We start from the raw sequence: 25,446 nt of genomic DNA, 5'->3' as shown, positions 1-25,446 counted from the left end.
GATTAAAAAAGGAATATAACCATGACCAGTGCTTTAAATTTAGATCATGTGCGTAAGGTTTTTCCCGCACAAAATCATCCCAATAGCAAAAACTACAAACCTGAATTCGTGGCGGTTGAAGATGTCACTTTAGATATTCAGCAAGGTGAATTTGTTTCCATCGTGGGTCCTAGCGGCTGCGGTAAATCAACTTTACTTGACCTGATTGCCGGACTGACCAAACCTTCTTCGGGACAGATCTTACTCAGTGGCAAACAGATTAGCCAACCCGGTCTGGATCGTGGCATTGTGTTTCAGCAATATGCGCTGTATCCCTGGCTGACCGCTTTAGAAAATATTGAATTTGGTCTGGAAGCCAAAGGTGTAGATAAAAAAACTCGCCGTGAAAAAGCTTTGTATTACCTGCAACTGGTCGGGCTGTCCGGTTTTGAAAAACATTATCCGAACGAACTTTCAGGCGGCATGAAACAGCGTGTCGCAATTGCACGCAGCCTCGCCTATGAACCTGAAATTTTATTGATGGATGAACCCTTTGCTGCACTGGATGCACAAACCCGTGAAACCCTGCAAGAAGAACTGATTAAAATCTGGCAAAGCTCGAAAAAAACCATTGTTTTCATTACTCATAGTATTGATGAAGCAATTTTCCTGAGTCAGCGCGTGGCCATTATGACCTCTAGACCGGGACGGATTAAGGAAGTCATCGACATTCCAGTCAGCCTGAAAGCCAAAGGTGAGGACATTCGCTCCACGGCCGAATACGGCAAAATTCGTCATCAAATCTGGTCACAGCTCAGCGAAGAAGTGATTAAGGCGCAAGCACTCGAAAAAGACAAACAGCTTGCTCACGCATAAATAAAATTGAGGATTATTCATCATGTCATCGACTCAACAGGCGATTCCGCATAGCCCGACCTTTAGCCCGTCCAAACCACGCCTGGAACTAAGCTGGCTGAACACCATTTTTAAACGCAGTATTGCCATCATTTTATTTTTATTACTTTGGGAAAGTTTGCCACGCTTAGGTGTGGTCAGTCCCGCATTTTTACCACCGTTGTCAGTCGTCCTGGATACGGCATGGCAGCTCTATCAAAGTGGTCAATTGGGTACGCATTTCTTTGCCAGTATTCAGCGCTCGATTATTGGTTTTGTTTTGGCCTTAGCGATTGCCATTCCACTGGGTTTGGTGATTGGTTGGTACAAACTGGTTGCAGAAACTTTAAACCCATTGTTGGAACTGTTTCGTAACACCACGGCGTTGGCCTTAATGCCGTTGTTTATTTTATTTTTAGGCATTGGCGAAGCCTCTAAAATCAGTTTACTGGTCTATGCCTGCACCTGGCCAATTCTTTTAAATACCATTACCGGCGTACAAACGGTTGATCCACTACTGATTAAATCCGCACGGACCATGGGCTTAAAACCCTATCAACTGTTCCGTAAAGTGATTTTACCCGCTTCTGTCCCGACCATATTTGTCGGTATCCGTCTGGCCGGTGCGATCTCGATCCTGGCTTTGGTGGCAGTAGAAATGTTTGGTGCCAAAGCAGGACTGGGTTATCTGATTATGTATTCACAGTTCAGTTTTGAAATTCCACAAATGTTCGTGGGAATTTTAGTGATTACCTTAGTCGGATTATCATTTAATTATATTTTGATTGGCCTGGAAAAATACTTTACGGCCTGGAAACGTAATCCAGTCGAATAATAAAAAACATTAAAATAGACTTTTTTCATAATTATTCACACCCTCTTTATTTTTCTCCCATAGGGAGAAATAAAAAGGAATTTATAAAAGAAGACTAATAAAAAACCTCGATAGATAAATCGAGGTTTTTTATTATCAGGTTAAAATTTAAATAGTAAAATAAAAGCATAATAAAATAAATGAGAGGATATTTATAATAAACCATATTTAATTAACCGGGTACGAATGACATTACGGGTCACGCCTAATAATTTGGCCGTATGTACCTGGTTGTACTGGCAGTATTGATAGGCACTACGAATAAATTTTTCTTCAATCAGCTCATTGATATTGGTCTGTTTAAACTGTTCCGAAGACTGAAAAATACGCTGAAATGTCTGTTCCAAAAGTTGTCCTGCATCCTGAAGATCCTTAATTGTTCCATTCACTGAAGCAGTTGAAGCAAAGCTAAAAGGTTCAGTTTTCTGGGCAATCGATTGAATACTGGAGAAAGTAATATCTTCCGGTTCAATCACGCCATTTTTACTGACTAAAACGGCATGGTGAATGGTATTTTCCAACTCGCGGATATTGCCGGGCCAAGGGTGCAAAGTCAGCTTTTTGAGCGCCAGTTGACTGAGGCGCAATGGGGTCGCATGCGGGTCGGTCTGGTAGACTTGAATAAAGTGTTTTGCCAGCGGCAGAATGTCATCACGACGCTCTGCAAGCTTTGGAATTCTGAGTAAAGCCACATGTAGACGATAGAATAAATCTTCCCTGAAACGTCCGTCCTGTACGGCTTTTTCCAGATCGACATTGGTCGCGGCAATAATGCGAACATTGATTGGAATCGGCCTGAGCGAACCGACACGCACGATTTCGCGTTCCTGTAAAATTCGTAATAATTTGACTTGCATCGACAGGGATAAATCGCCAATTTCATCTAAAAATAAAGTGCCATTATGGGCTGCTTCAAACCAGCCCACACGGGTATGGATTGCACCGGTAAAAGCCCCTTTTTCGTGTCCAAAAAGTTCACTTTCGACTAATGATTCGGTGAAAGCGCCACAGTTCACCGCCACAAACGGGCCTTTGGCACGATGGCTGAGCTGATGAATCTGCCGGGCGACCAGTTCTTTGCCCGTACCGGTGTCGCCAATAATCAACGCATTGGCTTCACTTGGCGCAATCTGTTCAATACGGGCAAGCAGCGCCTGTGATAAAGGATCTTCAAATACCGTCGCCGTTGCACGCTTATGCTTCAGGGCAGAGGGTACATTGGGGTGGGTTAAAATAGACATGAGATTCTTATACTTGTTGAAAATGTTAATCATCATGAAATATTTAAAATGGAATGATAAATAATATATCGGTATTTGATTATCGCTTTCAGATATAAATTAAAGCTGGGATTCTTTATCTGTTTAAAAGATAAAAAAAATAGGGATAACTAAAGGATAAATCAAGATAAAGCAAATCAATAATCTGTTTTATATTAGAGATCTCTAAATAACAAAAGGCAGAATTAAAATGGCAATTACTTCAGTAAATGTACGTAACCAGTTTAAAGGCATTATTCAAGAAGTATTAGAAGGTGACGTTGTTTCAGAAATAAATGTGGAAACCAAAGCCGGTCTGTTTACTTCAATTATCAGTACCCGTTCAGTCAAAGACCTAGACCTTAAAGTCGGTTCTGAAGTTGTGGTGTTGATCAAATCGACGGAAGTGTCCCTGGCGAAGCTTTAATTCGCCAGTGCCTCAAGCTTTACAGGAGAATTGAGAGATGACACAGCAAGCAACAGGCCATGTATCTATTCAGCAGCTCAGCAAAACCTATCCGACACAAAACAATGACGCTTTAACTGTGCTGGACGATATTAATTTAGACATCCAGCCGGGTGAATTTATCAGTATTGTCGGCAGCAGTGGCTGCGGCAAGTCCACACTGTTACGCTTATTGGTGGGACTGGAAAATAGCTATCAAGGCCAGATTCAGGTGGATGGCAAAAAGATTTTTGGCACCAGTTTACAGCGTGGGATCGTGTTTCAAGACCACCGTCTTTTTCCGTGGTTAAGCGTGCGTGAAAATGTGCGTATAGCACTGCATCAGAGTAAGCTGACACGGGCTGAAGAAGACAAGCTGATTGATGAACATCTGCAATTGGTTAATCTGACCAATTTTGCCAATGCCTATCCATCCCAGCTTTCAGGCGGCATGAACCAGCGTGTGGCGATTGCCCGCAGTCTGGTGAACCGCCCGGAAATTTTATTTCTGGATGAGCCTTTTGGTGCACTGGATGCCTTAACCCGTCAGAACCTGCAAGACGAATTACAGCGGATTTGGCAGGCAGAAAAAATTACTATGGTGATTGTGACCCATGACGTTGAAGAAGCGGTATTTTTAGGTGATCGCGTAGTAGTGATGCAACCCCATCCGGGCCGGATTAAACGTATTGTTGATGTCCCGGTTGCCCATCCGCGTAAACGTGAAGATGTACGTTTGCACAATATTAAAAATGACATTTTGACGGATTTTAGCGATCCGTTAAAAGACCAGTTACACCATAATAAACCGGCAGCGAAATTTTCAGATTATCAATTTGCTTGGTAATCCTATCTTCTATTTTATCCAAAAGCCTGCGTAAAGTAGGTTTTTTTAATGTCTGCTTAAAACAGCCAGAAATAAAAAATCCCTCACGGGTGAGGGATATTCAACTGCTTTTCAATCAAGATGCTTTGACTTGCTGACCTGCCACAACATACTGGTTTTCAGGACGTTTTAAACCTAAGTTTTCGCGTAAGGTTTTGCCTTCATATTCGGTACGGAATAAGCCACGGCGTTGTAATTCCGGCACAATAAATTCCACAAAGTCATTCAGACCGGCAGGGGTGGTCGGTGGCAAAATATTAAAACCATCCGCCGCTTCATTTTCAAACCAGTTCTGTAGCTGATCGACCACCTGTTCCGGTGTACCCACCAGCGTCCAGTGCCCACGTGCCGAGGCAATATATTCATACAGCTGGCGAATGCTGAAATTGTGCTTACGCGCAATATCAATCATCATCTGCTGGCGGCTGGAGAAATTAATATCGGCATCTTCCAGTTTAGGGAAGGGGGCATCCAGGTCATATTTCTCCAGGTTAATTCCACCGGATAAACCTGACAGTAAACTTAAGCCAACTTTGGGATGAATCAGGCTGTTTAATAACTGGTATTTTTCCTGTGCTTCCTGTTCAGTTTTCGCAACAAAAATGGATACACCCGGCATGATTTTCAAGTCATCGGCATGACGGCCATATTTCAACAGACGGCTTTTTACATCGCGGTAAAATTCCTGTGCATCGGCCAGGTTTTGTTGCGCGGTGAAAATCACTTCGGCATATTTACCTGCCAGTTCACGGCCATTTTCCGATTGACCTGCCTGTACAATCACCGGGTAGCCTTGTGGTGGACGAGAGATATTTAAGGCACCCTCAACTTTAAAGTATTTTCCTTGATGTTTGGGTTCGTGGAATTTGCTGACATCAAAAAATTGGCCGCTTTCCTTATTGTAAAGGAAGGCATCATCCTCCCAGGAATCCCAGAGTTTTTGTGTCACTTCAATGAATTCATCAGCACGTTCATAGCGTGTTTTCGGATCAGGATGCTGTTCCAGTCCGAAGTTACGTGCGGTATCAGCTGAAGCTGTGGTTACGACATTCCAGGCAGCCCGACCTTTGGAAATATGATCCAGCGAGGCATATTTACGCGCCAAAATGTAGGGATCTTCATAAGTGGTCGATGCGGTGGCAATAAAACCGATATTTTGGGTCACTGCTGAAAGGGCTGCAAATAAGGTCACCGGTTCAAAACCGACCGCTTTGTCGCCTAAACCGCGTTGGCCTTCTTTTGCATTACCCCAACTGACCGATAAACCATCGGCAAGGAAATAGGCGTCAAATAAGCCTTTTTCTGCTGTTCGTGCCAGTTCAATTGCATAATCAATATTTAAATGATCTTGCGGACGCGATTCAGGATGACGCCAGCCGGCAGCATGTTGCGATGTTGTGGGAATAAAGGCACCGAGTTTAATTTGACGCTTAGACATTGTTCTATCCTATGAAGTGTATTTTTCTCAATAGTGTCTATTTCAAGATGCATGCCATTTTAAAAATATAATTAAAACAATAATATAAAATACATAATATTTTTATGTGTTTAATGTTCAGCAGTAAAAAAGTTGCTTTGTTGCAAATGCAACAGTAGAAAAAATGCAGTACTTATATGAAATAAGGTCGATCTTCAAAAAAGAATACTTTGGGGCAAAGTAGTGATGAGAAAGATTAAAATGAGGTGAATTTCAAAATACATAAAAAATGCCCCGAAGGGCATTTGGGTAGTTCTTGAATTAAGAGGCCTGCGCTTGTTTTTGCGCCAGTACATACTGATTTTCCGGACGTTTCAGTCCCAAGTTTTCACGAAGGGTGCTACCTTCATATTCAGTACGGAACAGACCGCGACGCTGCAGTTCTGGCACAATCAGCTCAACAAAATCGTTCAGGCCTGCTGGAGTACTTGGTGGCAGAATATTAAAGCCATCTGCAGCTTCATTTTCAAACCATTCTTGTAGCTGGTTCACAATCTGCTCAGGAGTACCCACCAGCGTCCAGTGGCCACGTGCAGAGGCTACATATTCATACAGTTGGCGGATGGTAAAGTTATGCTTGCGGGCAATATCAATCATCATCTGCTGGCGACTGCCAAAATTGATCAAGCTTTTATCCAGTTCAGGGAAAGGCTCATCGATGTCATATTGTTCCAGATCGATTCCGCCGGCCAAACCGGAAAGCAGACCCAGACCGACTTGTGGATGAATAAGACTGTTTAACAGATCGTATTTTTCCTGTGCTTCTTCTGCCGTTTTTGCCACAAAAATCGAAACACCCGGCATGATTTTCAGGTCATCCGGATGACGGCCATATTTAGCTAAACGACCTTTCACATCACGGTAAAATTCCTGTGCATCGGCTAAATTCTGCTGGGCAGTAAAAATCACTTCGGCATATTTTCCAGCCAGCTCACGGCCATCTTCCGACTGACCTGCCTGTACAATTACCGGATAGCCCTGTGGCGGGCGCGCTACGTTTAATGCTCCTTGCACTTCAAAATATTTGCCCTTGTGCTGAGGTTCATGAAATTTTTCTGGCTGGAAAAACTGTCCAGAGACTTTGTCATATACAAAGGCATCATCTTCCCAAGAATCCCAGAGTTTCTGTGCAACCTCAATAAATTCATGTGCACGTGCATAGCGGCTTTTTGCATCTGGATGTTCGGACAGGCCAAAATTGCGCGCGACTTGTTTAGAGGCTGTGGTGACTACATTCCATGCCGCACGTCCTTTGGAAATATGATCCAGTGAGGCGTATTTGCGTGCCAGCGTATATGGGTGCTCATAGGTGGTCGATGCAGTAGCGACAAAACCAATATTTTTCGTCACTGCAGACAGGGCAGCGAATAGGGTGACTGGTTCAAAGCCAGTATCTTTATCGCCCAGACCCCAGCCTTTGCTGGTGGCGGAACCCCAGTCGCCGCGTACAGCTAAAGTGTCCGCCAAAAAGTAGGCATCAAATAAACCACGTTCTGCCGTTTTGACCAGCTCAATGGCATAGTCAATATTTAAATGATTCTGCGGACGTGAGTCCGGATGACGCCAGCCGGCAGCATGCTGAGAAGTGGTTGGAATAAAAGCACCAAGACGGATTTTACGTTCAGCCATGAGAAAAACCTTGTGTTTTTTATGTTGTCAGCTGGTTATAACAAGGAATTTTCAGGCTTAAAAATACGATAAAATTAAATCCATATAAAAAATATGGATTAAGCAGGAAATACGCCAATCACAAGTTTTTTGCTTGGATTTATTTCGCTGTTAAAGGCTGAATATTACACCAGTGCCTTAATGGTCTTTTTCTTCCACACCAATTGGTAATACAGCCCCTGCATGATGCACAAGATGACAAAGGCCAATGCATAAGCATACCAGATCCCTTGCAAGCCCCACCATCGACTGAACAGATAGGCACAGGGCACTTCAATCAATAAAATCGCAGCAATATTAATCAGCATCGGTAAGGTCACGGTACCGCTGGCACGCATGATGGAAGCAAAAATTGCACTGGCGCCAAAAAACAGGATAGACCACAACACAATAAATAACAGTTGCTGTCCCAGTACCACCACCGTTGGATCAGTAATAAATAAGGCCATCAGATATTTCGAGAACAGATAAGCCAAAGCCACCAATCCACCGGTAATGGTGATATTCATAGCGAGTGCAGTATGGGTCACTTTATTGAGCAGATCCGATTTTTCTGCACCAATTGCCTGTGCTGCAAAAATCGAGGCGGCAATGGAAATAGATAGGGCGGGAAACTGGATGTAATTCAAGACCTGATTGACTGCGCCATAGGCTGCAGTGGCATGTGAACCATAACGGTTGACCAGCCCGACAATCACCAGTCCGGCAACTGAGGTGGTGACCATTTGTACACCAGTAGGAATGCCTAAACGTAGAATAATTATACTCATTTCCGGGTGATGGCGAATATGGCTGAGTAAATGACGGTCAGGCTTCAACGGGTGACCTTTTTTATTCAGGTAAATGTACAAAAAGATCAGGACTGCCAAGTAACCGATAGCGGTCGCAATCGCTGGAGCAATAATGCCCATTTTCGGAAAACCAAAATATCCGCCAATCAGCACCGGTGTGATCAGGACCCCGATCAGAATAGTCATAGCGGAGGCAATCAGCGGTGTGGTACTGTCACCGACTCCGCGCAAAATCGAGCTATAGATAATATAAACAAACAGTAAAGGACTGCCGGCCAGCATCCACTGTACATAAGGCAGCGACAGGGGCATCACCTCTGGGGCGGTACCTAGGGCCAACAGAATGTTTTCGGCAAAAAACACCCCCAGCAGGGCAATGATACTACCTCCAATGAGGGTCATGAACAGGGTAGAACCCACCACATAGCGTACTTTTTCAATGTTTTGCGCCCCCCATGCCTGTCCAACCAATACCGTAGCACCTGCGGAAAGTCCAATCACAAAAGCCAGTAGGCAGAATAAAATCGGGAAGAACACCGCCACCGCTGCAATGGCATTGACCCCCATCATTTGTCCGACAAAAATGGTATTTATGGTTCCGGACAGGTTTTGCAGAATATTGGTCGCAATTAACGGCCATAGAAAAATCAGAAATGTTTTCCACAGTTTTTGCTGGTTAAACAAGGAGTGATGATGAGGAGGCATGGAACGTCCTGTAACTATTTTTTATCTTTTGATTATCATTGCTAACCCTACCTGAGTTAACTTAAACAAGCCTTAGTTTTTCCGTAACCAAGGCCGAATTTGATCGGAAATGACGAATTTAAACAGCCGATAAAATAGCCGAGGCCTGTTCCAGGGTTTCATCTTTTTTGGCAAAACAGAAGCGGATTAAACGTAAATTTTCCGGGGACTGTTGATAAAAAACCGAAACCGGAATGGCAACAATGCCATGCTGTTCCGCCAGAAATTTACACATCTCGACATCATCCAGATCGGGACGGATAGCACTGTAATTCAGGTTTTGAAAATAGGTGCCCTGTGAAGGGGTAAAATGAAAACGTGAATTACGCAGCCCTGAATTAAACAGGTCACGCTTTTCCTGATAAAAATCTGCAAGCCCTTCAATATGTTCAGGATGCTGCTGCATAAAAGTGGTCAGTGCCATTTGTACTGGTGTTACCCCGCAGAAACTGGCGAACTGATAGACCTGTCTGAATATTTTCATCAGTTCAGGTGAGGCAATGCAATATCCGGTTTTCCAGCCGGTGACATGGAAAGTTTTACCAAAAGAACCGATCACTATGCTGCGGTCGCGAAGCTCCGGAAAAGACAAGGCTGAATAATGCTTTTGACCGTCATAAATCAGGTGCTCATAAACTTCGTCGGATAGGACAATAATATTTTTATCGCGAATCAGTTCAATTAAATTTAACCAGTCCTGACCTGACCAAATGGCGCCGCTCGGATTATGCGGGGTATTCACAATGATCATCCGGGTCTTGTCATTAATGGCATCTTTCACCCGATCCCAGTCCACTGAAAATTGTGGAGCGGTCAGGGGAATGTGAACAGCTTTAGCTCCCACCAGTTTAACGCTGGGTCCATAACTGTCATAGCAGGGGTCAAAAATAATCACTTCATCACCGGCATGAATCAGTGCTTGAATGGCAACAAAAATGGCAATCGTGGCTCCGGGCGTAATGGTGATTTCAGTCAGTGGATCAATTACCAATTGATCGCGTTTTAAAAATTGCTGGGCTACCTGTTCACGCAGTGAAATCAGACCATCACTGGGAGCATATTGGTTAAAACCATCTAGAGTCGCCTGGCTTAAGGCTTTGAGTAGCGCGGGTGGCGCGGCAAAGTCGGGAAAACCTTGGGAAAGATTTAAGGCATTCAGGCGATGTGCCATCGCGGTCATCACGCTGAAAATGGTGACACCCTGTGCCGGTAGTTTGGAATGAATCTCAAGCATGACCCGAACTCTTCAATATTCTTATGCTGTTCAGTGTAGCAGCAAGCGCAGCACAGCAGAATAAAAGGATGGACTTAAGCTCTGCACATTTTTATCTAATTTCATCCATTTAACTGAATTACGCCAATGGATAAAATTAACAAAAAACCTACTGGACTAAAAAAACAACATTTTCTAGAATGCGTCTCAAATTAAAATAATCCTATAAAAATAATAAATCATGATGTTTAAAAATATCCATACGCTGATGGACAGTATGGGCTTGAGTTTGCAAAAGCGCGCCCTGCACATCCAGTTTTCCAATGAATTGCTAAATTCTCAGGTCTTTATTCAACGTATTGAAGGGCAGCACCGCATCAATCAGGGCCTAAAAGCTGAACTGATATGTCTGTCGACGCATGCTTATATTCCCTTAAAACAATTTATTGGCGGACTAGTAGCGGTTGATCAGGTGACCGATGCAGGCGAGTTGTCCCGGATGACTGGGGTAATTACTGCTGCCAGTCAGGGGCAAAGCGATGGTGCACTGACCCTGTATAAACTGACCTTTGAAGATGCAACGGCACTGTGGCACAAGCGCCGTAACAGCCGCGTGTTTATGAACAAAAGCGTGCGTGAGATTAGCGAAATCCTGTTTAAGGAATGGCAAAGCAAAAGTGACCTGTTTGCAGCCAGTCTCAGTTTAAATATGCAAGGCCTGAGCAAAGAATATGATGTGCGTCCTTTTGTGATGCAGGCTAATGAAACCGATTATGAATTTCTCACCCGACTGTGGCGCAGCGAAGGCATCAATTGGCTGATTGATGAAGCCGAGCATGTCGTTGCCAGCTCGGCAGCAGGTATTCAGGCGCAAAAATTATGTTTGATTGATGAGAATCATCAGTTTAATGCCTTAAAAAGAAGATCGGTGCGCTTTCATCGCAGCCATGCCGCAGAAGCGTTTGACAGCATCACCAGTTTTATTGCCAAACGCGCTTTGCAATCGACCGCCGTTCAGGCTCAGCGCTGGCAAGCCAGTCTGCTGTCTCAGGAGCAACCCTATTCCCAGTTGAGCAAGCATCAGCATAGTGATGTACAGGACAATGCAAGTTTAAGTCTGGAACAGGCATGGAGCATTAGCCCCGCATGGACACCTGACTTAACGGGTACGGATCAAAGTACTGTCTCAAACAACCAGCAATTGGAAAAACTGAACAGGCAACTGAGCCAGTACCAAGACTTGCAGGCCAAATATTTTACTGCCCAGAGCAGTGTACGTGATGCTCATGTCGGCTACTGGTTTGAATTGCTCGGCCATCCTGAAATTGACCAGCATTCAGGTTCAGATAAAGAATTCCTGATTTTAGGCGAGTCTTTTTATAATCAGAATAATTTGCCGAAAGACATCCATCGGCAAGTCGATAGCTTGTTGAGTTTAAGCCGTTGGCAGCAGCAGGGTGAGGAACGACAGGGGAATGAGCTGTATCTGGTCCGCCGCAATATTGCCGTAGTGCCTGAATTTCATCCCCTAAATCACCGACCTGTAGCGTATCCGCAACGTGCCAGAGTAGTCGGTCCGGAAGGGGAAAGTATTTATGTCGATCAGTGGGGGCGAATAAAAGTCCGCTTTTTGTTTACCCGTGACGAGGATCATGGACATGATGGCGGAGCCGGCAGCAATGACAATGATAGCGATTCAGCCTGGGTGGATGTCCTGACCCCGTGGGCAGGTGAAGGTTATGGTGTGCGTTTTCATCCACGGATTGGTGAAATTGTGGTAATTGACTTCTTTGAGGGGGATGTGGACCGGCCTTTTGTGGTGGGGCGGATTCATGAAGCGGAACGCCATCAGACCATGTTTGATGGCAAAGGGCAGTTACCGGAGACCAAAAAGCTCAGTGGTATCCGCTCGCAGGAAGTTGGTAGTTCGGGTTTTAACCAATTGCGTTTTGATGATACCTCTGGACAGATCAGCAGCCAGTTACAGAGTAGCCATGGTAGCAGTCAGTTGAACCTGGGGAATTTGAGTCATCCCAAAGATCAAGCAACCAGTGAAGGACGTGGTGAGGGCTTTGAATTAAGAACAGATCAATGGGGCGCTGTCCGGGCGGGTGAAGGTTTGCTCATTTCCACATATAAACAAGATAGCGCAGCAGGTCATCATTTGGATGTGAATCAGGCCAAACGTCAGCTTGAAAATAGTTTCAATCATTCAAAAGCACTCAATGACATAGCGCAAAATCAGCAAGCGGATTCACTCACTGTTTTAGACAATTTAAAGCATTTTCTAGAGCAGATGGAACACAGAGATGAAGCTAAAGCAAATGCCTTTAAACAGGCTTTAATGATTCTTTCTGCGCCAAGCTCCATTGCCTGTGTCACCCAAAAATGAGAAATAGCTTAATAAGATATTTCTCATTTTATTATCATGCTACAACTTCTTCCAGCAATTCTTCACTCGGTGCAAAATAATATGCTCCATCCATAGGAGTGACGAAGTGGAGTAAGCGGTCATGAATACCATCGCCAACTGTACCAAACATATGTCCTAGCATATGATCGATAATGCTTAAGTTTTTGGTATAAGCAATAAAGAATAAACCCTGGTCACCTCGACCTTCTCCATAAGGAAGAGAGTGACGTAAAATTTCCATTTCTTCGCCTTTCTCATCCTCAATTACCACACGGGCAATGTGGGCATCTTTAGGCTTCACCTCATCATCCAGTTCAATCGACTCTAACTTGGTTCGACCCATCACATTTTCTTGTGCATCGACTTTTAACTTTTTCCATTTTTCCAGGTTATGTGCATATCGCTGCGCAAAGACAAAAGAGCCATCAGCAAAAATTCCAGCATCTTCATCGAGTAAAGCGACTTCGGCACGATCATCGGGGAATTGCGGATTTTCAGTGCCATCGATGAAACCAGTCATGTCACGTCCATCGAAATAGCGGAAACATACCCGTTCATCCAGTACTTCAACTTTGTCTTGAATACCTTCAAAGAAAGACTGGCTTAAGGCAAAGCAGATGTCGGCGCGAGCACTGGCAATATGAATGAGCAGATCAGCAGGAACCACAGGCATCTGGAATGTACCTTGAATTGGTTGTAACTGCTTAAAGCCGGCAGGAGTTTGATGATAAAGTTTTGCCCAAAGCTCCGGACCAAAAGCGACGCCTGTTTTAATCTGTGCATTCGGATGCTGGGTGATTAAACGGTCACGGGTACTAAATAAATCTGCAAGTTTTTCTTTTAACTCTTCAATCGTTAAGTCTTTTAAACGTAAAACAATAAACCGGGCATGATCTGAAGGTAACGGTAAAATTACAGATTGGGCAGTCATACAGGGCTCCTAACAATTTTTATAAAATACGTGTCTGGCTTTATTGTGCCTCATCACTGCTTGAGTGAATAGCCCAAGGCTTGAGTTTGCACTTCGATTTTTAAGCCCTTTAAAAGATGAAAAGTCATATAATAGTTTCACTTTTTTATCTCCTTATATTTTATGTCTTACCAAGTTTGGCTTGCCTATATGCTGGCATGCTGGGTCATCAGTATTTCTCCTGGAGCAGGTGCAATTGCTTCGATGTCGAGCGGTTTAAATTATGGTTTTCGACGTGGATACTGGAATGCTTTAGGTTTACAGCTGGCACTTTTAGTGCAAATCGGGATTGTTGCAGCTGGTGTAGGGGTACTATTTGCCACGACACCTTGGGCTTTTTGGGTGGTGAAATGGTTTGGCGTGGCTTATCTCTTGTATTTGGCATACCTGCAATGGACAGCACCTGCACAGGCCATTGAGATTCAACAGGAACAACCGACTAAATCGATTCCTAAATTGGTCTTATATGGTTTTCTGGTTAATATGAGTAATCCAAAAGCCATTGTGTTTTTACTAGCCGTGTTGCCACAGTTTCTGGATTTATCTAAACCGCAATGGATTCAGTATCTGATTATGGCGGTCACCATGGTGACGATTGATCTGATCGTGATGGCGGGTTATACAGGATTGGCCGCCAAAGTGCTGAGACTTTTAAAATCGCCGGAACAGCAGAAATATATGAACCGGACCTTTGCGGTATTGTTTGCCTGTGCAGCAACGTTATTAAGTTTGGTACATCAATAAAATGAGAATGGATAAAGTCACAGCCTGTTGTTCTTCCATCAGCATAAATAACATATCCAGTTCCGGTGATGCATAATCCAAAGCCGTCATTGCAGCCGTGATTTGTCCGCGATGATGGGTAGCATGATTGAACACATGCATTAGTGTTGCTGCATAAGGTAGGCTCAAGTCTTGGCCCCGTGTATTCCGGTAATGCAGCACGCCATCTAAAGCTTCCTGGTTTAGCTCTTTTATGAAACTCTGCCACTGCCCAGCACTTTGAAGAAGCCGTTCTAATAATCGATGACGGTCGGTCTCAATCACACTGTTTAAGGCGATAGCGGGTGATTCCCCTTTAGAAAAACGAGAAAACCAAAGTTCATGTTCAGCAAGAAGCAAGTGGTTCAGTGTACCCAAAATACTTTTGAAGAACAGACCACAATCTTTCGCAAAATCTTCATCAGAAACAGTGTGTAGAGATATGCTTAAGCGATGGGTGGCCCAAAGATGATAACGCGCCCATAGTTTGAAGGTGTGAATATTCATTGGGAAGCTTATTTTGTTTTTTATCTGAATAGTATAAAAGTCATTTGAAGCTTTGGCTAGAATAAAACTATTGCCTGGATAAAGTTGAAATGTATCAGCGTTCAGTCAGTTTTAAAGCCTGAAGGAATTCATGTTCAGTTAATACCACAATACCCTGTTTCCTAAACAGCGCGGCGGTTACGCCTTCACCCTGAATTTTATGTCCTGTAAATGTTCCATCATAAATCAAGTCACTGCCACAGGATGGACTATTTGCTTTGAGGATGGCATGAGTAACCTGATGTTCTTGCGCCAAGGCTAAGGCTGAGTAAGCCCCTTGAATAAAGGCATCAGAAACATTCATGCCTTCTCGATCTATTACAGTCGCATGATTGTTCAGAACATCTCTACCTGATGCATTCTGAATTTCAGCAGGCGGGCGAGGGGTAGGCAGTCCGCCACTGATCTCAGGACATAAACTCACATATTGATCAGGTATTAAATCTGAAACTAATTCCCGGACTAAACAATCTTGTCCATCGTAACGAACTTTTTGTCCAAGCAGACAAGCACTAATAAAGTATCGCTTGCCGGTCATCATCTTAGCTCAGCTTCTTGAACTTTTGTACTGTAAAAATCACCGCAAATAAAATTGCCATAGTCAGGACAATGGTCAGGCCGGTAGAGGTATCGAGTCCTGCGCTGGACCATAGTCCGACACTAATCCCGATTTGTGCAATCACAAAAGCCCAAACCACCATCTGTTTCGGCGAGTTTGCCAGCAAACGTGCGGTTAATGCCGGAATCACCAGTAAAGCGCCCATCAACAATGAACCGACCGCACGCAAAGCCAATACGGTAAACAGGGCCAGCAGTAGCATAAACACCAGACGTTGCCATTTGGCATTCACGCCTTCACTCACTGCCATATCGGGATCAATCGCAATCTGAATCTGTGCTTGCCAGTTTTTATACAACACAGCTAAAGCCGCAATAATGACTAGAGCAAACATCGGCAAGTCTGACCAGGAAATTTGCAACAGATCGCCAAACAAATAGCTGAGCAGTTCAGGTCTTAAACTAGGAATATGCTGAATAAACAGTAAGCCCGAGCAGAGCAGGGTGGCTGAACAAAGTGCCAGTAGGGCATCATTGGGTAGGCGAGGATCATGCAGTACCCATAAAATGGCTACCAATAGAAAAGCCAAAAAGCTCACGCCCAACCATAAAGGTAGGCTCAAAGCACCTGCAATCGCCACGCCCAATAAAGTGCCATGTGCCATGGTGTCGGCAAAAAAAGACATCCGTCGCCATAACATCAGACAGCCCAGCGGAGCCGTTAGAAACACCAACAGGGTTCCCATGGTCCATGCAGGTAACAAGAGTTGTAACCATTCCATCATGGCTTAAGCTTCCGGTTCAGGGTGAATATGTGGACGAGGATCATGCTGACACGGAGTCGCACTGTCACCATGCGCACAGTGGTCATGATGATGTTGATAGAACACACGGTTGGTACCGAAAATGGCCTGATATTCGGGGTGCTGCTGCACATTTTCCGGCAAGCCGCTACAGCAGATATGTTTATTTAAACACACGACCCGATGCGTACCTTGCATGACCCATTGCAGGTCGTGTGAGACCATCAACACGGCACAGCCATATTTGATCGGCAGGCTTCTGACATATTCATACAGTTCAGCCTCGGACTGAATATCCAGACCTTGCATCGGTTCATCTAGTACCAGTACCTCGGGCAAACGCAGTAAAGCCCGTGCCAGTAATACCCGTTGCCGTTCACCACCTGAAAGTTGCTGAACCTTACAATCCTGTAATTTGGTAATGCCGGTATCACGAATAATTTCTGCCTTGATATCTGCATCGCAGTGTTCTAAAGCCAATAAATCCCGCACCCGCAAAGGCAGGCTATGCGATGGACTAAACTTTTGCGGCACATAGGAAAATTTGAGTTTTTTATGGCTATGAATTTTTCCTGAATTGGCTTTTACAATGCCTAAAAGCACTTTAATCAGGGTAGATTTTCCCGCACCATTTGGACCGATCAGGGTGACAATTTCTCGCTCGTGTAAAGCGAAATCCACATTTTTCAAAATGTCACGGTCATCAATCCGCACACTGATTTTATCCAGGGCAATTAGGGGATTGACTGTTACTGTTTGTTGCGACACTGCTGACATATCCCGGAAATTTCAATAATACTGTGATGTGCAGTAAATTGATCTGATGCTGAAAGTTCATCCAATTGTTTTAATAGCCCCTGAGCAGAGGCCTCTGTAACATTTTTGCATTCGGTACAAATTAAAAATGCTGCCTGATGTCCTTCGCGCGGATGACAACATGGAATGTAGGCATTAATCGAAGTTAAACGATGGATTAAACCTTTTTCCAGTAAAAAGTCCAAAGTACGATATACCGTTGGTGGTGCAGCAGGACGGTCAGATTCACTCTTGATTTTAGCCAGCAAGTCATAGGCACCCATGGGACCGCTGGCATTTAAAATCAGTTCCAGCACTTCTTTACGTAATGGGGTTAAGCGTGCGCCAGTCGTTGCACAGAGACTTTCTGCTTCAGCAAGACGAGTTGCTATATTATGATGGTCATGTACGCCATGTAATGCATTGTGATGTTCGTGCGAACATAAGCTCATAGCCAACCTCAAGTGCGAAATTTATAAAAATCAAAGGACATTAAATCTTAACATGAAGCGATACCTGTTTCGATAAACATAGGTATTTTTGTCGATTTGTTATATTATAACACTTATTGAGTATTTGGTGATTTTCTTCATGTCCCGTTTCTTTGCATTTTGTGCACTGGCCCTCTTCAGTAGCTTTGGTTGGACACAGAGTCTGGTGGTTTCTACGCATCCCATTTATCTTATTGCTCAGGAAGTGACTCAGGGCGTGGAGAAGCCTGTGCTCTTGCTGGGGGATCAGTCTGGACATGACATTACCCTGACGCCAGCGCATCGCAAAGCCATTCTGGATGCCTCACTGGTGATCTGGCTGGGTAAGGCACATGAAGCTCCATTGAATAAGCTGTTGTCTGATAATCCCAAAGCGATTTCGATTTTAGATTCCGGTATTGTGCAGACCCTGCCGCAGCGTACTACTCGTGGTGTGGCGTTGAACAATACGGTCGATACGCATGTGTGGCTAGATCCCAACAATGCTGTACGAATCGGCTTTTTTATTGCAGCCCTGCGTTCACAGCAATTACCGGAGCATAAAGAAGCCTACTGGGCCAATGCCAAACGCTTTGCTCAAGAGATGTTGCTGAGTGCACAGCAATATAATAGCAATACAACAGTGAAACCTTATTGGGCATATCATGATGCCTATCAGTATCTGGAACGTGCTTTAAACCTGAAATTTTCCGGTGCATTGACCGATGATCCACATGTTGCACCGACCATTGCCCAAATCAAGTATTTAAATGATAGCCGTCCAGCTCGTAATATGTGCCTCCTGGCAGAAGGGCATGCCAGCAAGAACCAGTACCAGAAGTTGAATCCGGTGACCTTCCAGGCGGTCGATGAAAGTATGGGCAGGGAAGGGGACTTTGTGCTGGCATGGAAAAAACTTGCCGAACAAACCCATAAGTGTGTACAAAATGCACGAAAATAATGCAAAAATTAAACAGTAATGGATGAGTTCAAAAGCGATTTATGTAATTAAAAAATCCGACTTAGGTCGGGAAAAGATTGCATGTTCAGGGGTGTAACTCTATAATGCCTGCGATTAAAAACGATCATCAGCTAAACTTGTCAAGCATGATTGCTGTGAGTGAATAAATAATGAGCCGAACTAGTCGCATGATTGACCGACGATTAGCGAAAGCTTTAGTCATTTTACAAGCATGCATGATTCCTGTTTCAGCCTTGATAGCGTGGGTCGTGAAAGACTCAACTGCAGCTTACAGTGCCGCACTTGGTGCGTTGGTGTGTTGGCTTGCAAGTTGTTATTTTTCTTGGCAATCGTTTCGAGCCGCAGGTGCGCGAGCTTCAAAACAGGTTCTTTCGAACATGTATAGAGGCTTGATGGGCAAGTTTGCAATTGTGATTGTTGGTTTCATTTTAATTTTAAGCACTGTCAAACCGTTGTCAGCGGTGGCATTGTTTTGTGGATTTATACTTGTTCAGACGATGACGTGGGTCGCACCTTTTTGGGCGTCACGACTCCGGAAATAAGTTTAAACACAACAAAAAATTGAAAAGTTTTTTAGGAGATGAACGAGATATCAGGCAGCACGCGATGTTCGTTCCCTCTATTTAGTATTTGACATTGACCAGGTGTGATTTATGGCTGCTGAAGAACATGCCCTTACTTCGACCGAGTACATCAAGCATCACTTGACCAATTTAACCTATGGCAAAATGCCTGATGGTTCTTGGAAATTGGCTGAGACTGCTGATGAAGCTCAACAGATGGGGTTCACTGCTATTCACTTGGATTCAATGGGTTGGTCTATCACTCTCGGTGTGGTTTTCTGTTTGTTGTTCTGGTTAGTAGCGAAAGCTGCAAACGCTGGTGTTCCTACCAAGTTCCAGTCTGCAATCGAAATGATCATCGAGTTTGTTGACTCAAGTGTCCGCGACACTTTCCATGGCAAATCACGCTTAATTGCGCCTTTAGCCCTCACAATTTTTGTGTGGATTTTCCTGATGAATGCGATGGATTTACTTCCAGTAGATTTCATCCCGCATCTTGCAGGAATTATTGGTTCAAACGTATTTGGTATGGACCCGCATCACGTTTACTTCAAGATTGTTCCATCTACTGACCCTAACGTTACCCTTGGTATGTCATTGTCGGTATTTGTGCTTATCTTGTTCTATAGCATTCGTGAAAAGGGCATCGGCGGTTTCGTCGGCGAGTTAGCACTCAACCCATTTAACCCAAGTAACCCAGTTGCAAAAGCGTTGCTCATTCCAGTGAACTTGATTCTGGAACTCGTAACATTCCTTGCACGTCCAGTTTCATTGGCTCTACGACTTTTCGGTAACATGTATGCAGGTGAGTTAATCTTTATCCTCATCGCATTATTACCGTTCTGGATCCAGTGGGCGTTGTCTGTGCCTTGGGCGATCTTCCACATTCTTGTTATTACGTTACAAGCATTCATTTTCATGATGCTGACTATCGTATACTTGAGTATGGCTAGCGAAAAACATTAATGGTATTGCCTGACTGTCAAAGGATGGTTGGGCTTAATTTTTTACTTTAATTTGGTATATACCTAACCTCTGAGGAATTATCATGGAACTCACTTTAGGTCTAGTTGCAATTGCATCTGCTATCTTGATCGCTTTTGGTGCTTTAGGTACTGCGATTGGTTTTGGTCTTTTAGGCGGCCGTTTCCTTGAAGCTGTAGCTCGTCAACCAGAATTGGCTCCACAACTTCAAACTCGTATGTTCTTAATCGCGGGTCTTCTTGATGCTGTGCCTATGATCGGTGTTGGTATTGGCTTGTTCTTCATCTTCGCTAATCCATTTGTAGGTTAATCAGCTTAATTCCTAAATTAAACCATTGAGGAATAGCAATGAATATCAACCTCACATTGATTGGCCAAGCGATTGCATTTGCGATTTTCGTCGCATTCTGCATGAAGTTTGTATGGCCACCACTAATCAATGCGATTAGTGAGCGTCAGCGTAAAATCGCTGATGGCTTAAATGCTGCTGAAAAAGCGAAAGCTGACCTTGCCGATGCGCAAGCTCAAGTGAAAGCCGAATTAGACGCAGCTAAAGCACAAGCGGCTCAATTGATCGAACAAGCGAACCGTCGCGGTGCGCAATTGGTAGAAGAAGCGCGTACTCAAGCAGCTGCTGAAGGTGAGCGTATTCGTCAACAAGCGAAAGAAGCTGTTGATACTGAAATCAATGCTGCTCGCGAAGAATTACGTCAACAAGTTGCTGCTCTTGCAGTGATTGGTGCAGAAAAAATTCTGACCCAGCAAGTTGACGCAGAAGCTCACAATGCCATGCTGACTCAGCTGGCTGCTAAACTTTAAGAGAGGCGGATTATGGCTGAACTCTTGACGTTGGCACGCCCATACGCTAAAGCAGCATTTGCTTACGCTTCTGAGCAAGGTGCAACTGACGCTTGGTCAAATGCATTAACTTTGCTCAGTGCTGCGGTGCAAGATGAAGCATTTTCAGCTTACTTAAATCGCCCTGAGCTTACTCCTGCAGAGCAGGTAAGCGTTTTTGCTAAAGTTTTAGGTGAAGATCAAACTGCAGCAGTGTCAAACTTTTTGACATTGCTTGCTGAAAATGACCGTTTGACTCTTCTTCCTGAAATTGAAACAGAATACGAACAGCTCAAATCACAGAATAACAACACTGTGGATGTTGTGATTGAATCAGCATTCCCATTGTCTTCTACACAAGAACAGCTACTTGCAGATGCGTTGAAAAAACGCTTTAACGCTGCGGTAAATGTTTCTGTAGAAGTTAAACCAGAATTAATTGCTGGTGTAGTTATTCGTGCAGGCGACCAAGTGATAGATGATTCTGCGCTTAACAAGCTTGAAAAAATGCGGACTCGTCTTCTTGCGTAATTATTTATAAAAAATTACTGCGTAAAAGAAGACTGAACTTTAAAAAGATTGAGGTATAGCGCAATGCAACAACTGAATCCATCCGAGATCAGTGCGCTCATTAAACAGCGTATCGGCGATCTGGACACCAGCGCGACCGCTAAGAACGAAGGGACCATTGTTATGGTTTCCGACGGTATTGTGCGTATTCACGGCCTTGCTGATGCAATGTACGGTGAAATGATCGAATTCGACGGCGGCTTATTTGGTATGGCACTGAACCTAGAACAGGATTCAGTGGGTGCCGTTGTCTTAGGTAACTACTTAAGCCTTCAAGAAGGTCAAAAAGCGCGTTGCACAGGTCGTGTATTAGAAGTTCCGGTTGGTCCAGAACTTTTAGGCCGTGTAGTAGATGCTCTGGGTAACCCGATTGATGGTAAAGGCCCTATTGATGCAAAACTTACTGATGCTGTTGAAAAAGTAGCACCAGGTGTAATTTGGCGTCAATCAGTGGATGAACCTGTACAAACTGGTTATAAATCAGTAGATACAATGATCCCTGTAGGCCGTGGTCAACGTGAGTTGATCATTGGTGACCGTCAAACTGGTAAAACAGCAATGGCGATCGATGCGATCATCGCTCAGAAAAACTCTGGCATTAAATGTGTATACGTAGCTATTGGTCAAAAACAATCGACTATTGCTAACGTAGTACGCAAGCTTGAAGAAACTGGCGCTATGGCGTACACAACTGTTGTAGCTGCAGCTGCAGCTGATCCTGCAGCAATGCAGTATCTAGCTCCTTATGCTGGCTGTACAATGGGTGAGTACTTCCGTGACCGCGGTGAAGACGCGCTTATCATTTATGATGACTTGTCTAAACAAGCTGTTGCTTACCGTCAAATTTCATTGCTTTTACGTCGTCCACCAGGTCGTGAAGCATATCCTGGTGACGTATTCTATTTACACAGCCGTTTACTTGAACGTGCTTCTCGTGTATCTGCTGACTACGTTGAGAAATTCACTAACGGTGAAGTTAAAGGCCAAACTGGTTCATTAACTGCATTGCCGATTATTGAAACTCAAGCCGGTGACGTATCTGCATTCGTACCAACCAACGTAATTTCGATTACTGATGGTCAGATCTTCCTTGAAACATCATTGTTCAACGCAGGTATCCGTCCTGCTGTGAACGCGGGTATCTCTGTATCTCGTGTTGGTGGTTCTGCTCAAACCAAGATCATCAAGAAATTGTCTGGTGGTATCCGTACCGCTTTGGCGCAATATCGTGAATTGGCAGCGTTTGCTCAGTTCGCTTCTGACCTTGACGAAGCAACTCGTAAGCAACTTGAACATGGTCAACGTGTAACTGAGTTAATGAAGCAAAAACAATATGCTCCTTACTCAATTGCTGACCAGGCTGTTTCAATTTATGCATCTAACGAAGGCTACATGGCTGACGTTGAAGTGAAAAAAATCGTTGCATTTGATGCTGCGTTAATTGCTTACTTCCGTTCAGAACACGCTGCAGTAATGCAAAAAATTGACGAGACTGGTGCTTGGGACAAAGATATCGAAGCTGAATTCAAAGCTGGTATTGAAAAGTTCAAAGCGACTCAAACTTACTAATTTAGCAACTTGCTAGATTAGTGTTGGTTTGGTTCACGGAATCAACCTTCGAGGGCTCGAAAGAGCCTTCGAATACTAGGTTAAGCGTATGGCAAATTTAAAAGAAATTCGCGCCAAAGTAGCTAGTATCAAAAGCACGCAGAAAATTACTCGCGCGATGCAGATGGTAGCAGCTTCTAAGATGCGTCGTGCGCAAGAGCGCATGGCTCAAGGCCGTCCGTATGCCGAAAATATGCACCGTGTAATTGCTCACTTGGTCCAAGCGAATCCTGAATACAAACACCGTTATATGGTTGAACGCCCAGTTAAGCGCGTTGGCTATATCATTGTGTCATCAGATCGCGGCCTTGCTGGTGGCTTGAACATTAACTTGTTCAAGAAAGTGGTAAAACACGTCCAACAGCAACAAGAGCAGTCAATTGAAGTTCAATTTGCTTTAATTGGTCAAAAAGCGGTTTCGTTTTTTAAAAACTACGGCGGTAAAGTGCTTGGTGCAACTACAAACGTAGGTGATGCGCCAAGTCTTGAACAGTTAACTGGTTCTGTACAGGTGATGTTGGACGCTTACGATAAAGGCGAGTTAGATCGTATTTATCTGGTGTCAAACGGCTTTGTCAATGCCATGACTCAAAACCAAAAAATCGAACAGCTCGTTCCTTTAGCAGCTGCTGAAGAAAGCGAAGGTCTGAACCGTCAATACGGTTGGGACTATATCTATGAACCAGAAGCTGAAGAGCTTTTAAATGGTTTATTGGTTCGTTACATCGAGTCTATGGTTTATCAAGGCGTGATTGAAAACATCGCGTGTGAACAGTCTGCACGTATGGTTGCAATGAAAGCTGCAACTGATAACGCGGGTGAGCTGATCAAGAGCCTACAACTTATTTATAACAAGCTGCGTCAAGCCGCGATTACTCAGGAAATTTCTGAGATCGTTGGTGGTGCCGCTGCCGTTTAACATTATTAGTTTGAATTGAGGAGACAGCAATGAGTAGCGGTCGTATCATTCAGATCATCGGCGCGGTTATCGACGTCGAGTTTGAACGTAACAGCGTTCCTAAGATCTATGACGCTCTCCACGTTGATGGCACTGAAACTACATTAGAAGTTCAGCAACAACTTGGTGATGGCGTAGTTCGTACTATTGCAATGGGTTCTACTGAAGGACTTAAGCGTGGTTTGAACGTAACTAACACTGGCGCGCCTATCTCTGTACCTGTAGGTACTGCATGTTTAGGTCGTATCATGGACGTTCTTGGTCGCCCTATCGACGAAGCTGGTCCAGTTGCCACTGAAGAACGTTTGCCGATTCACCGTCAAGCACCTTCTTATGCTGAACAAGCAGCATCTACTGACCTTTTAGAAACTGGTATTAAAGTCATCGACTTACTTTGCCCGTTCGCTAAAGGTGGTAAAGTTGGTCTGTTCGGTGGTGCCGGTGTTGGTAAAACTGTAAACATGATGGAGTTGATCAACAACATCGCTAAAGCGCACTCAGGTTTATCTGTGTTTGCTGGTGTTGGTGAGCGTACTCGTGAAGGTAACGACTTCTATCACGAGATGAAAGACTCTAACGTACTTGACAAAGTAGCGATGGTTTACGGTCAGATGAACGAGCCACCGGGTAACCGTTTACGCGTAGCGTTGACTGGTTTGACTATGGCTGAGTATTTCCGTGACGAGAAAGACGAAAACGGTAAAGGCCGTGACGTACTATTGTTCGTAGACAACATCTACCGTTATACACTGGCAGGTACTGAAGTATCAGCACTTCTAGGTCGTATGCCATCTGCAGTAGGTTACCAACCGACTCTTGCAGAAGAGATGGGTGTTCTTCAAGAACGTATTACATCGACTAAGTCTGGTTCTATTACGTCAATCCAAGCGGTATACGTACCTGCCGATGACTTAACAGATCCATCGCCTGCTACTACCTTCGCTCACTTGGACGCAACTGTAGTATTGAGTCGTGATATCGCATCTTCTGGTATTTACCCAGCGATCGATCCACTTGACTCTACTTCACGTCAGTTAGATCCATTAGTTGTAGGTGCTGAGCATTACGAAATTGCTCGTTCAGTTCAAAACGTTCTTCAACGTTATAAAGAATTGAAAGACATCATCGCGATTCTTGGTATGGACGAATTGGCTGAAGAAGACAAACTTACTGTATACCGTGCACGTAAGATCCAACGTTTCTTCTCTCAACCGTTCCACGTAGCTGAAGTGTTTACTGGTGCTCCTGGTAAACTTGTACCGCTTAAAGAAACAATTCGTGGCTTTAAAGGTCTTCTAGCTGGTGAATACGATCACATCCCAGAACAAGCGTTCTATATGGTTGGTGGTATTGACGAAGTGATTGCTAAAGCCGAGAAACTTTAATTAGCTACCTAA

Annotated in this window: 26 protein-coding genes; 15 read left to right on the top strand and 11 right to left on the bottom strand. The window is 44.1% G+C overall.

Annotated elements, in window-relative coordinates; genetic code table 11:
* The first annotated feature begins 21 nt into the window (after positions 1-21).
* Together FTT83_RS06605 and FTT83_RS06600 are read left to right on the top strand one after the other, a co-directional pair.
* Positions 22-855, top strand: coding sequence for an ABC transporter ATP-binding protein (locus FTT83_RS06605; protein WP_180080941.1), 834 nt, complete (start codon positions 22-24; stop codon positions 853-855).
* 22 nt (positions 856-877) lie between these two features.
* Positions 878-1,708: an ABC transporter permease gene (locus tag FTT83_RS06600; RefSeq protein ID WP_180080939.1), complete on the top strand. Its 831-nt coding sequence runs from the start codon at positions 878-880 to the stop codon at positions 1,706-1,708.
* Positions 1,709-1,899: 191 nt separating this feature from the next.
* Here the strand turns inward: FTT83_RS06600 and FTT83_RS06595 are convergent, their stop codons facing one another.
* Positions 1,900-2,988: a sigma-54-dependent Fis family transcriptional regulator gene (locus FTT83_RS06595; protein ID WP_180080937.1), complete on the bottom strand. Its 1,089-nt coding sequence runs from the start codon at positions 2,986-2,988 to the stop codon at positions 1,900-1,902.
* A gap of 229 nt (positions 2,989-3,217) precedes the next feature.
* Here FTT83_RS06595 and FTT83_RS06590 point away from each other — a divergent pair, with 229 nt between their 5' ends.
* Together FTT83_RS06590 and FTT83_RS06585 are read left to right on the top strand one after the other, a co-directional pair.
* Positions 3,218-3,433: a molybdopterin-binding protein gene (locus FTT83_RS06590; RefSeq protein ID WP_086176493.1), complete on the top strand. Its 216-nt coding sequence runs from the start codon at positions 3,218-3,220 to the stop codon at positions 3,431-3,433.
* A 37-nt stretch (positions 3,434-3,470) separates the two neighbouring features.
* Positions 3,471-4,298 (top strand): ABC transporter ATP-binding protein, encoded by an 828-nt coding sequence (locus FTT83_RS06585; protein WP_180042902.1) that lies wholly within the window; start codon positions 3,471-3,473, stop codon positions 4,296-4,298.
* Between the two features lie 115 nt (positions 4,299-4,413).
* On the opposite strand, the gene FTT83_RS06580 is transcribed toward FTT83_RS06585, so the two are convergent.
* The 4 genes from FTT83_RS06580 to FTT83_RS06565 form a co-directional block, all read right to left on the bottom strand.
* On the bottom strand, positions 4,414-5,775 hold the full coding sequence (locus FTT83_RS06580; RefSeq protein WP_180042903.1) for an LLM class flavin-dependent oxidoreductase: 1,362 nt from the start codon (positions 5,773-5,775) through the stop codon (positions 4,414-4,416).
* Positions 5,776-6,075: 300 nt separating this feature from the next.
* Positions 6,076-7,443, bottom strand: coding sequence for an LLM class flavin-dependent oxidoreductase (locus tag FTT83_RS06575; protein ID WP_180176452.1), 1,368 nt, complete (start codon positions 7,441-7,443; stop codon positions 6,076-6,078).
* Positions 7,444-7,607: 164 nt separating this feature from the next.
* Entirely contained in the window at positions 7,608-8,978 is a 1,371-nt protein-coding gene (locus FTT83_RS06570; RefSeq protein WP_180080935.1) for an MATE family efflux transporter, read from the bottom strand.
* A 118-nt stretch (positions 8,979-9,096) separates the two neighbouring features.
* The gene (locus tag FTT83_RS06565; protein WP_180080933.1) at positions 9,097-10,251 is read right to left on the bottom strand and encodes a methionine aminotransferase; all 1,155 of its coding nucleotides are present in this window, start codon (positions 10,249-10,251) and stop codon (positions 9,097-9,099) included.
* Between the two features lie 223 nt (positions 10,252-10,474).
* On the opposite strand from FTT83_RS06565, the gene FTT83_RS06560 reads away from it, so the two are divergent.
* Positions 10,475-12,622 (top strand): type VI secretion system Vgr family protein, encoded by a 2,148-nt coding sequence (locus tag FTT83_RS06560; protein WP_180176467.1) that lies wholly within the window; start codon positions 10,475-10,477, stop codon positions 12,620-12,622.
* Between the two features lie 34 nt (positions 12,623-12,656).
* On the opposite strand, the gene FTT83_RS06555 is transcribed toward FTT83_RS06560, so the two are convergent.
* On the bottom strand, positions 12,657-13,574 hold the full coding sequence (locus tag FTT83_RS06555; RefSeq protein WP_180176451.1) for a Dyp-type peroxidase: 918 nt from the start codon (positions 13,572-13,574) through the stop codon (positions 12,657-12,659).
* 162 nt (positions 13,575-13,736) lie between these two features.
* Between FTT83_RS06555 and FTT83_RS06550 the strand changes: the two genes are divergently transcribed.
* Entirely contained in the window at positions 13,737-14,357 is a 621-nt protein-coding gene (locus FTT83_RS06550) for a LysE family transporter (protein ID WP_180176450.1), read from the top strand.
* Here FTT83_RS06550 and FTT83_RS06545 read toward each other — a convergent pair.
* The 5 genes from FTT83_RS06545 to FTT83_RS06525 all read right to left on the bottom strand — a co-directional run bounded on the left by FTT83_RS06545 (position 14,337) and on the right by FTT83_RS06525 (position 17,529).
* On the bottom strand, positions 14,337-14,882 hold the full coding sequence (locus tag FTT83_RS06545; RefSeq protein WP_180176449.1) for a DinB family protein: 546 nt from the start codon (positions 14,880-14,882) through the stop codon (positions 14,337-14,339). The two genes, FTT83_RS06550 and FTT83_RS06545, sit on opposite strands and share 21 nt — an antisense overlap.
* Positions 14,883-14,976: 94 nt before the next feature.
* The gene (locus FTT83_RS06540) at positions 14,977-15,459 is read right to left on the bottom strand and encodes a DUF523 domain-containing protein (protein ID WP_180176466.1); all 483 of its coding nucleotides are present in this window, start codon (positions 15,457-15,459) and stop codon (positions 14,977-14,979) included.
* Positions 15,460-15,463: 4 nt separating this feature from the next.
* Positions 15,464-16,264, bottom strand: coding sequence for a zinc ABC transporter permease subunit ZnuB (gene znuB, locus FTT83_RS06535; RefSeq protein WP_086196646.1), 801 nt, complete (start codon positions 16,262-16,264; stop codon positions 15,464-15,466).
* A 3-nt stretch (positions 16,265-16,267) separates the two neighbouring features.
* A complete protein-coding gene (znuC, locus tag FTT83_RS06530) occupies positions 16,268-17,059 on the bottom strand; it encodes a zinc ABC transporter ATP-binding protein ZnuC (RefSeq protein ID WP_180174584.1) in 792 nt (263 codons plus the stop codon).
* Positions 17,032-17,529 (bottom strand): transcriptional repressor, encoded by a 498-nt coding sequence (locus tag FTT83_RS06525; RefSeq protein WP_180174583.1) that lies wholly within the window; start codon positions 17,527-17,529, stop codon positions 17,032-17,034. Before FTT83_RS06525 ends, znuC begins: the two co-directional genes overlap by 28 nt.
* 139 nt (positions 17,530-17,668) lie before the next feature.
* On the opposite strand from FTT83_RS06525, the gene FTT83_RS06520 reads away from it, so the two are divergent.
* The 9 genes from FTT83_RS06520 to atpD all read left to right on the top strand — a co-directional run bounded on the left by FTT83_RS06520 (position 17,669) and on the right by atpD (position 25,434).
* On the top strand, positions 17,669-18,508 hold the full coding sequence (locus FTT83_RS06520; RefSeq protein ID WP_180174582.1) for a metal ABC transporter solute-binding protein, Zn/Mn family: 840 nt from the start codon (positions 17,669-17,671) through the stop codon (positions 18,506-18,508).
* A gap of 170 nt (positions 18,509-18,678) precedes the next feature.
* Positions 18,679-19,071 (top strand): ATP synthase subunit I, encoded by a 393-nt coding sequence (locus FTT83_RS06515; RefSeq protein WP_092820019.1) that lies wholly within the window; start codon positions 18,679-18,681, stop codon positions 19,069-19,071.
* A gap of 111 nt (positions 19,072-19,182) precedes the next feature.
* A complete protein-coding gene (atpB, locus tag FTT83_RS06510; protein ID WP_086176476.1) occupies positions 19,183-20,058 on the top strand; it encodes a F0F1 ATP synthase subunit A in 876 nt (291 codons plus the stop codon).
* Between the two features lie 82 nt (positions 20,059-20,140).
* Entirely contained in the window at positions 20,141-20,386 is a 246-nt protein-coding gene (gene atpE / locus FTT83_RS06505; protein WP_000424060.1) for a F0F1 ATP synthase subunit C, read from the top strand.
* A 38-nt stretch (positions 20,387-20,424) separates the two neighbouring features.
* Positions 20,425-20,895 (top strand): F0F1 ATP synthase subunit B, encoded by a 471-nt coding sequence (locus FTT83_RS06500; RefSeq protein WP_086196641.1) that lies wholly within the window; start codon positions 20,425-20,427, stop codon positions 20,893-20,895.
* A gap of 12 nt (positions 20,896-20,907) precedes the next feature.
* Positions 20,908-21,444 carry a F0F1 ATP synthase subunit delta gene (locus FTT83_RS06495; protein WP_166171993.1) on the top strand — a complete coding sequence of 179 codons (537 nt, stop codon included), beginning with the start codon at positions 20,908-20,910 and terminating at the stop codon, positions 21,442-21,444.
* Positions 21,445-21,507: 63 nt separating this feature from the next.
* Entirely contained in the window at positions 21,508-23,052 is a 1,545-nt protein-coding gene (gene atpA / locus FTT83_RS06490; RefSeq protein WP_086196639.1) for a F0F1 ATP synthase subunit alpha, read from the top strand.
* Between the two features lie 88 nt (positions 23,053-23,140).
* Positions 23,141-24,010: a F0F1 ATP synthase subunit gamma gene (gene atpG / locus FTT83_RS06485; protein WP_086196638.1), complete on the top strand. Its 870-nt coding sequence runs from the start codon at positions 23,141-23,143 to the stop codon at positions 24,008-24,010.
* A 29-nt stretch (positions 24,011-24,039) separates the two neighbouring features.
* Positions 24,040-25,434, top strand: a complete 1,395-nt coding sequence (gene atpD / locus FTT83_RS06480) for a F0F1 ATP synthase subunit beta (RefSeq protein ID WP_086196637.1) — start codon at positions 24,040-24,042, stop codon at positions 25,432-25,434.
* The last annotated feature ends 12 nt before the right edge of the window (positions 25,435-25,446 follow it).

It is taken from the genome of Acinetobacter sp. YH01018 (genome assembly GCF_013420295.1).
Classification (GTDB): Bacteria; Pseudomonadota; Gammaproteobacteria; order Pseudomonadales; family Moraxellaceae; genus Acinetobacter.
Note: the sequence above shows the minus strand (reverse complement) of the source record. Positions and strands in the feature narration are given on the sequence as shown.

Coding starts and splice junctions, on each gene's coding strand:
- FTT83_RS06605 (WP_180080941.1), top strand. CDS start 22: ATGACCAGTGCTTTAAATTTAGATCATGTGCGTAAGGTTTTTCCCGCA.
- FTT83_RS06600 (WP_180080939.1), top strand. CDS start 878: ATGTCATCGACTCAACAGGCGATTCCGCATAGCCCGACCTTTAGCCCG.
- FTT83_RS06595 (WP_180080937.1), bottom strand. CDS start 2,988: ATGTCTATTTTAACCCACCCCAATGTACCCTCTGCCCTGAAGCATAAG.
- FTT83_RS06590 (WP_086176493.1), top strand. CDS start 3,218: ATGGCAATTACTTCAGTAAATGTACGTAACCAGTTTAAAGGCATTATT.
- FTT83_RS06585 (WP_180042902.1), top strand. CDS start 3,471: ATGACACAGCAAGCAACAGGCCATGTATCTATTCAGCAGCTCAGCAAA.
- FTT83_RS06580 (WP_180042903.1), bottom strand. CDS start 5,775: ATGTCTAAGCGTCAAATTAAACTCGGTGCCTTTATTCCCACAACATCG.
- FTT83_RS06575 (WP_180176452.1), bottom strand. CDS start 7,443: ATGGCTGAACGTAAAATCCGTCTTGGTGCTTTTATTCCAACCACTTCT.
- FTT83_RS06570 (WP_180080935.1), bottom strand. CDS start 8,978: ATGCCTCCTCATCATCACTCCTTGTTTAACCAGCAAAAACTGTGGAAA.
- FTT83_RS06565 (WP_180080933.1), bottom strand. CDS start 10,251: ATGCTTGAGATTCATTCCAAACTACCGGCACAGGGTGTCACCATTTTC.
- FTT83_RS06560 (WP_180176467.1), top strand. CDS start 10,475: ATGTTTAAAAATATCCATACGCTGATGGACAGTATGGGCTTGAGTTTG.
- FTT83_RS06555 (WP_180176451.1), bottom strand. CDS start 13,574: ATGACTGCCCAATCTGTAATTTTACCGTTACCTTCAGATCATGCCCGG.
- FTT83_RS06550 (WP_180176450.1), top strand. CDS start 13,737: ATGTCTTACCAAGTTTGGCTTGCCTATATGCTGGCATGCTGGGTCATC.
- FTT83_RS06545 (WP_180176449.1), bottom strand. CDS start 14,882: ATGAATATTCACACCTTCAAACTATGGGCGCGTTATCATCTTTGGGCC.
- FTT83_RS06540 (WP_180176466.1), bottom strand. CDS start 15,459: ATGACCGGCAAGCGATACTTTATTAGTGCTTGTCTGCTTGGACAAAAA.
- znuB (WP_086196646.1), bottom strand. CDS start 16,264: ATGATGGAATGGTTACAACTCTTGTTACCTGCATGGACCATGGGAACC.
- znuC (WP_180174584.1), bottom strand. CDS start 17,059: ATGTCAGCAGTGTCGCAACAAACAGTAACAGTCAATCCCCTAATTGCC.
- FTT83_RS06525 (WP_180174583.1), bottom strand. CDS start 17,529: ATGAGCTTATGTTCGCACGAACATCACAATGCATTACATGGCGTACAT.
- FTT83_RS06520 (WP_180174582.1), top strand. CDS start 17,669: ATGTCCCGTTTCTTTGCATTTTGTGCACTGGCCCTCTTCAGTAGCTTT.
- FTT83_RS06515 (WP_092820019.1), top strand. CDS start 18,679: ATGAGCCGAACTAGTCGCATGATTGACCGACGATTAGCGAAAGCTTTA.
- atpB (WP_086176476.1), top strand. CDS start 19,183: ATGGCTGCTGAAGAACATGCCCTTACTTCGACCGAGTACATCAAGCAT.
- atpE (WP_000424060.1), top strand. CDS start 20,141: ATGGAACTCACTTTAGGTCTAGTTGCAATTGCATCTGCTATCTTGATC.
- FTT83_RS06500 (WP_086196641.1), top strand. CDS start 20,425: ATGAATATCAACCTCACATTGATTGGCCAAGCGATTGCATTTGCGATT.
- FTT83_RS06495 (WP_166171993.1), top strand. CDS start 20,908: ATGGCTGAACTCTTGACGTTGGCACGCCCATACGCTAAAGCAGCATTT.
- atpA (WP_086196639.1), top strand. CDS start 21,508: ATGCAACAACTGAATCCATCCGAGATCAGTGCGCTCATTAAACAGCGT.
- atpG (WP_086196638.1), top strand. CDS start 23,141: ATGGCAAATTTAAAAGAAATTCGCGCCAAAGTAGCTAGTATCAAAAGC.
- atpD (WP_086196637.1), top strand. CDS start 24,040: ATGAGTAGCGGTCGTATCATTCAGATCATCGGCGCGGTTATCGACGTC.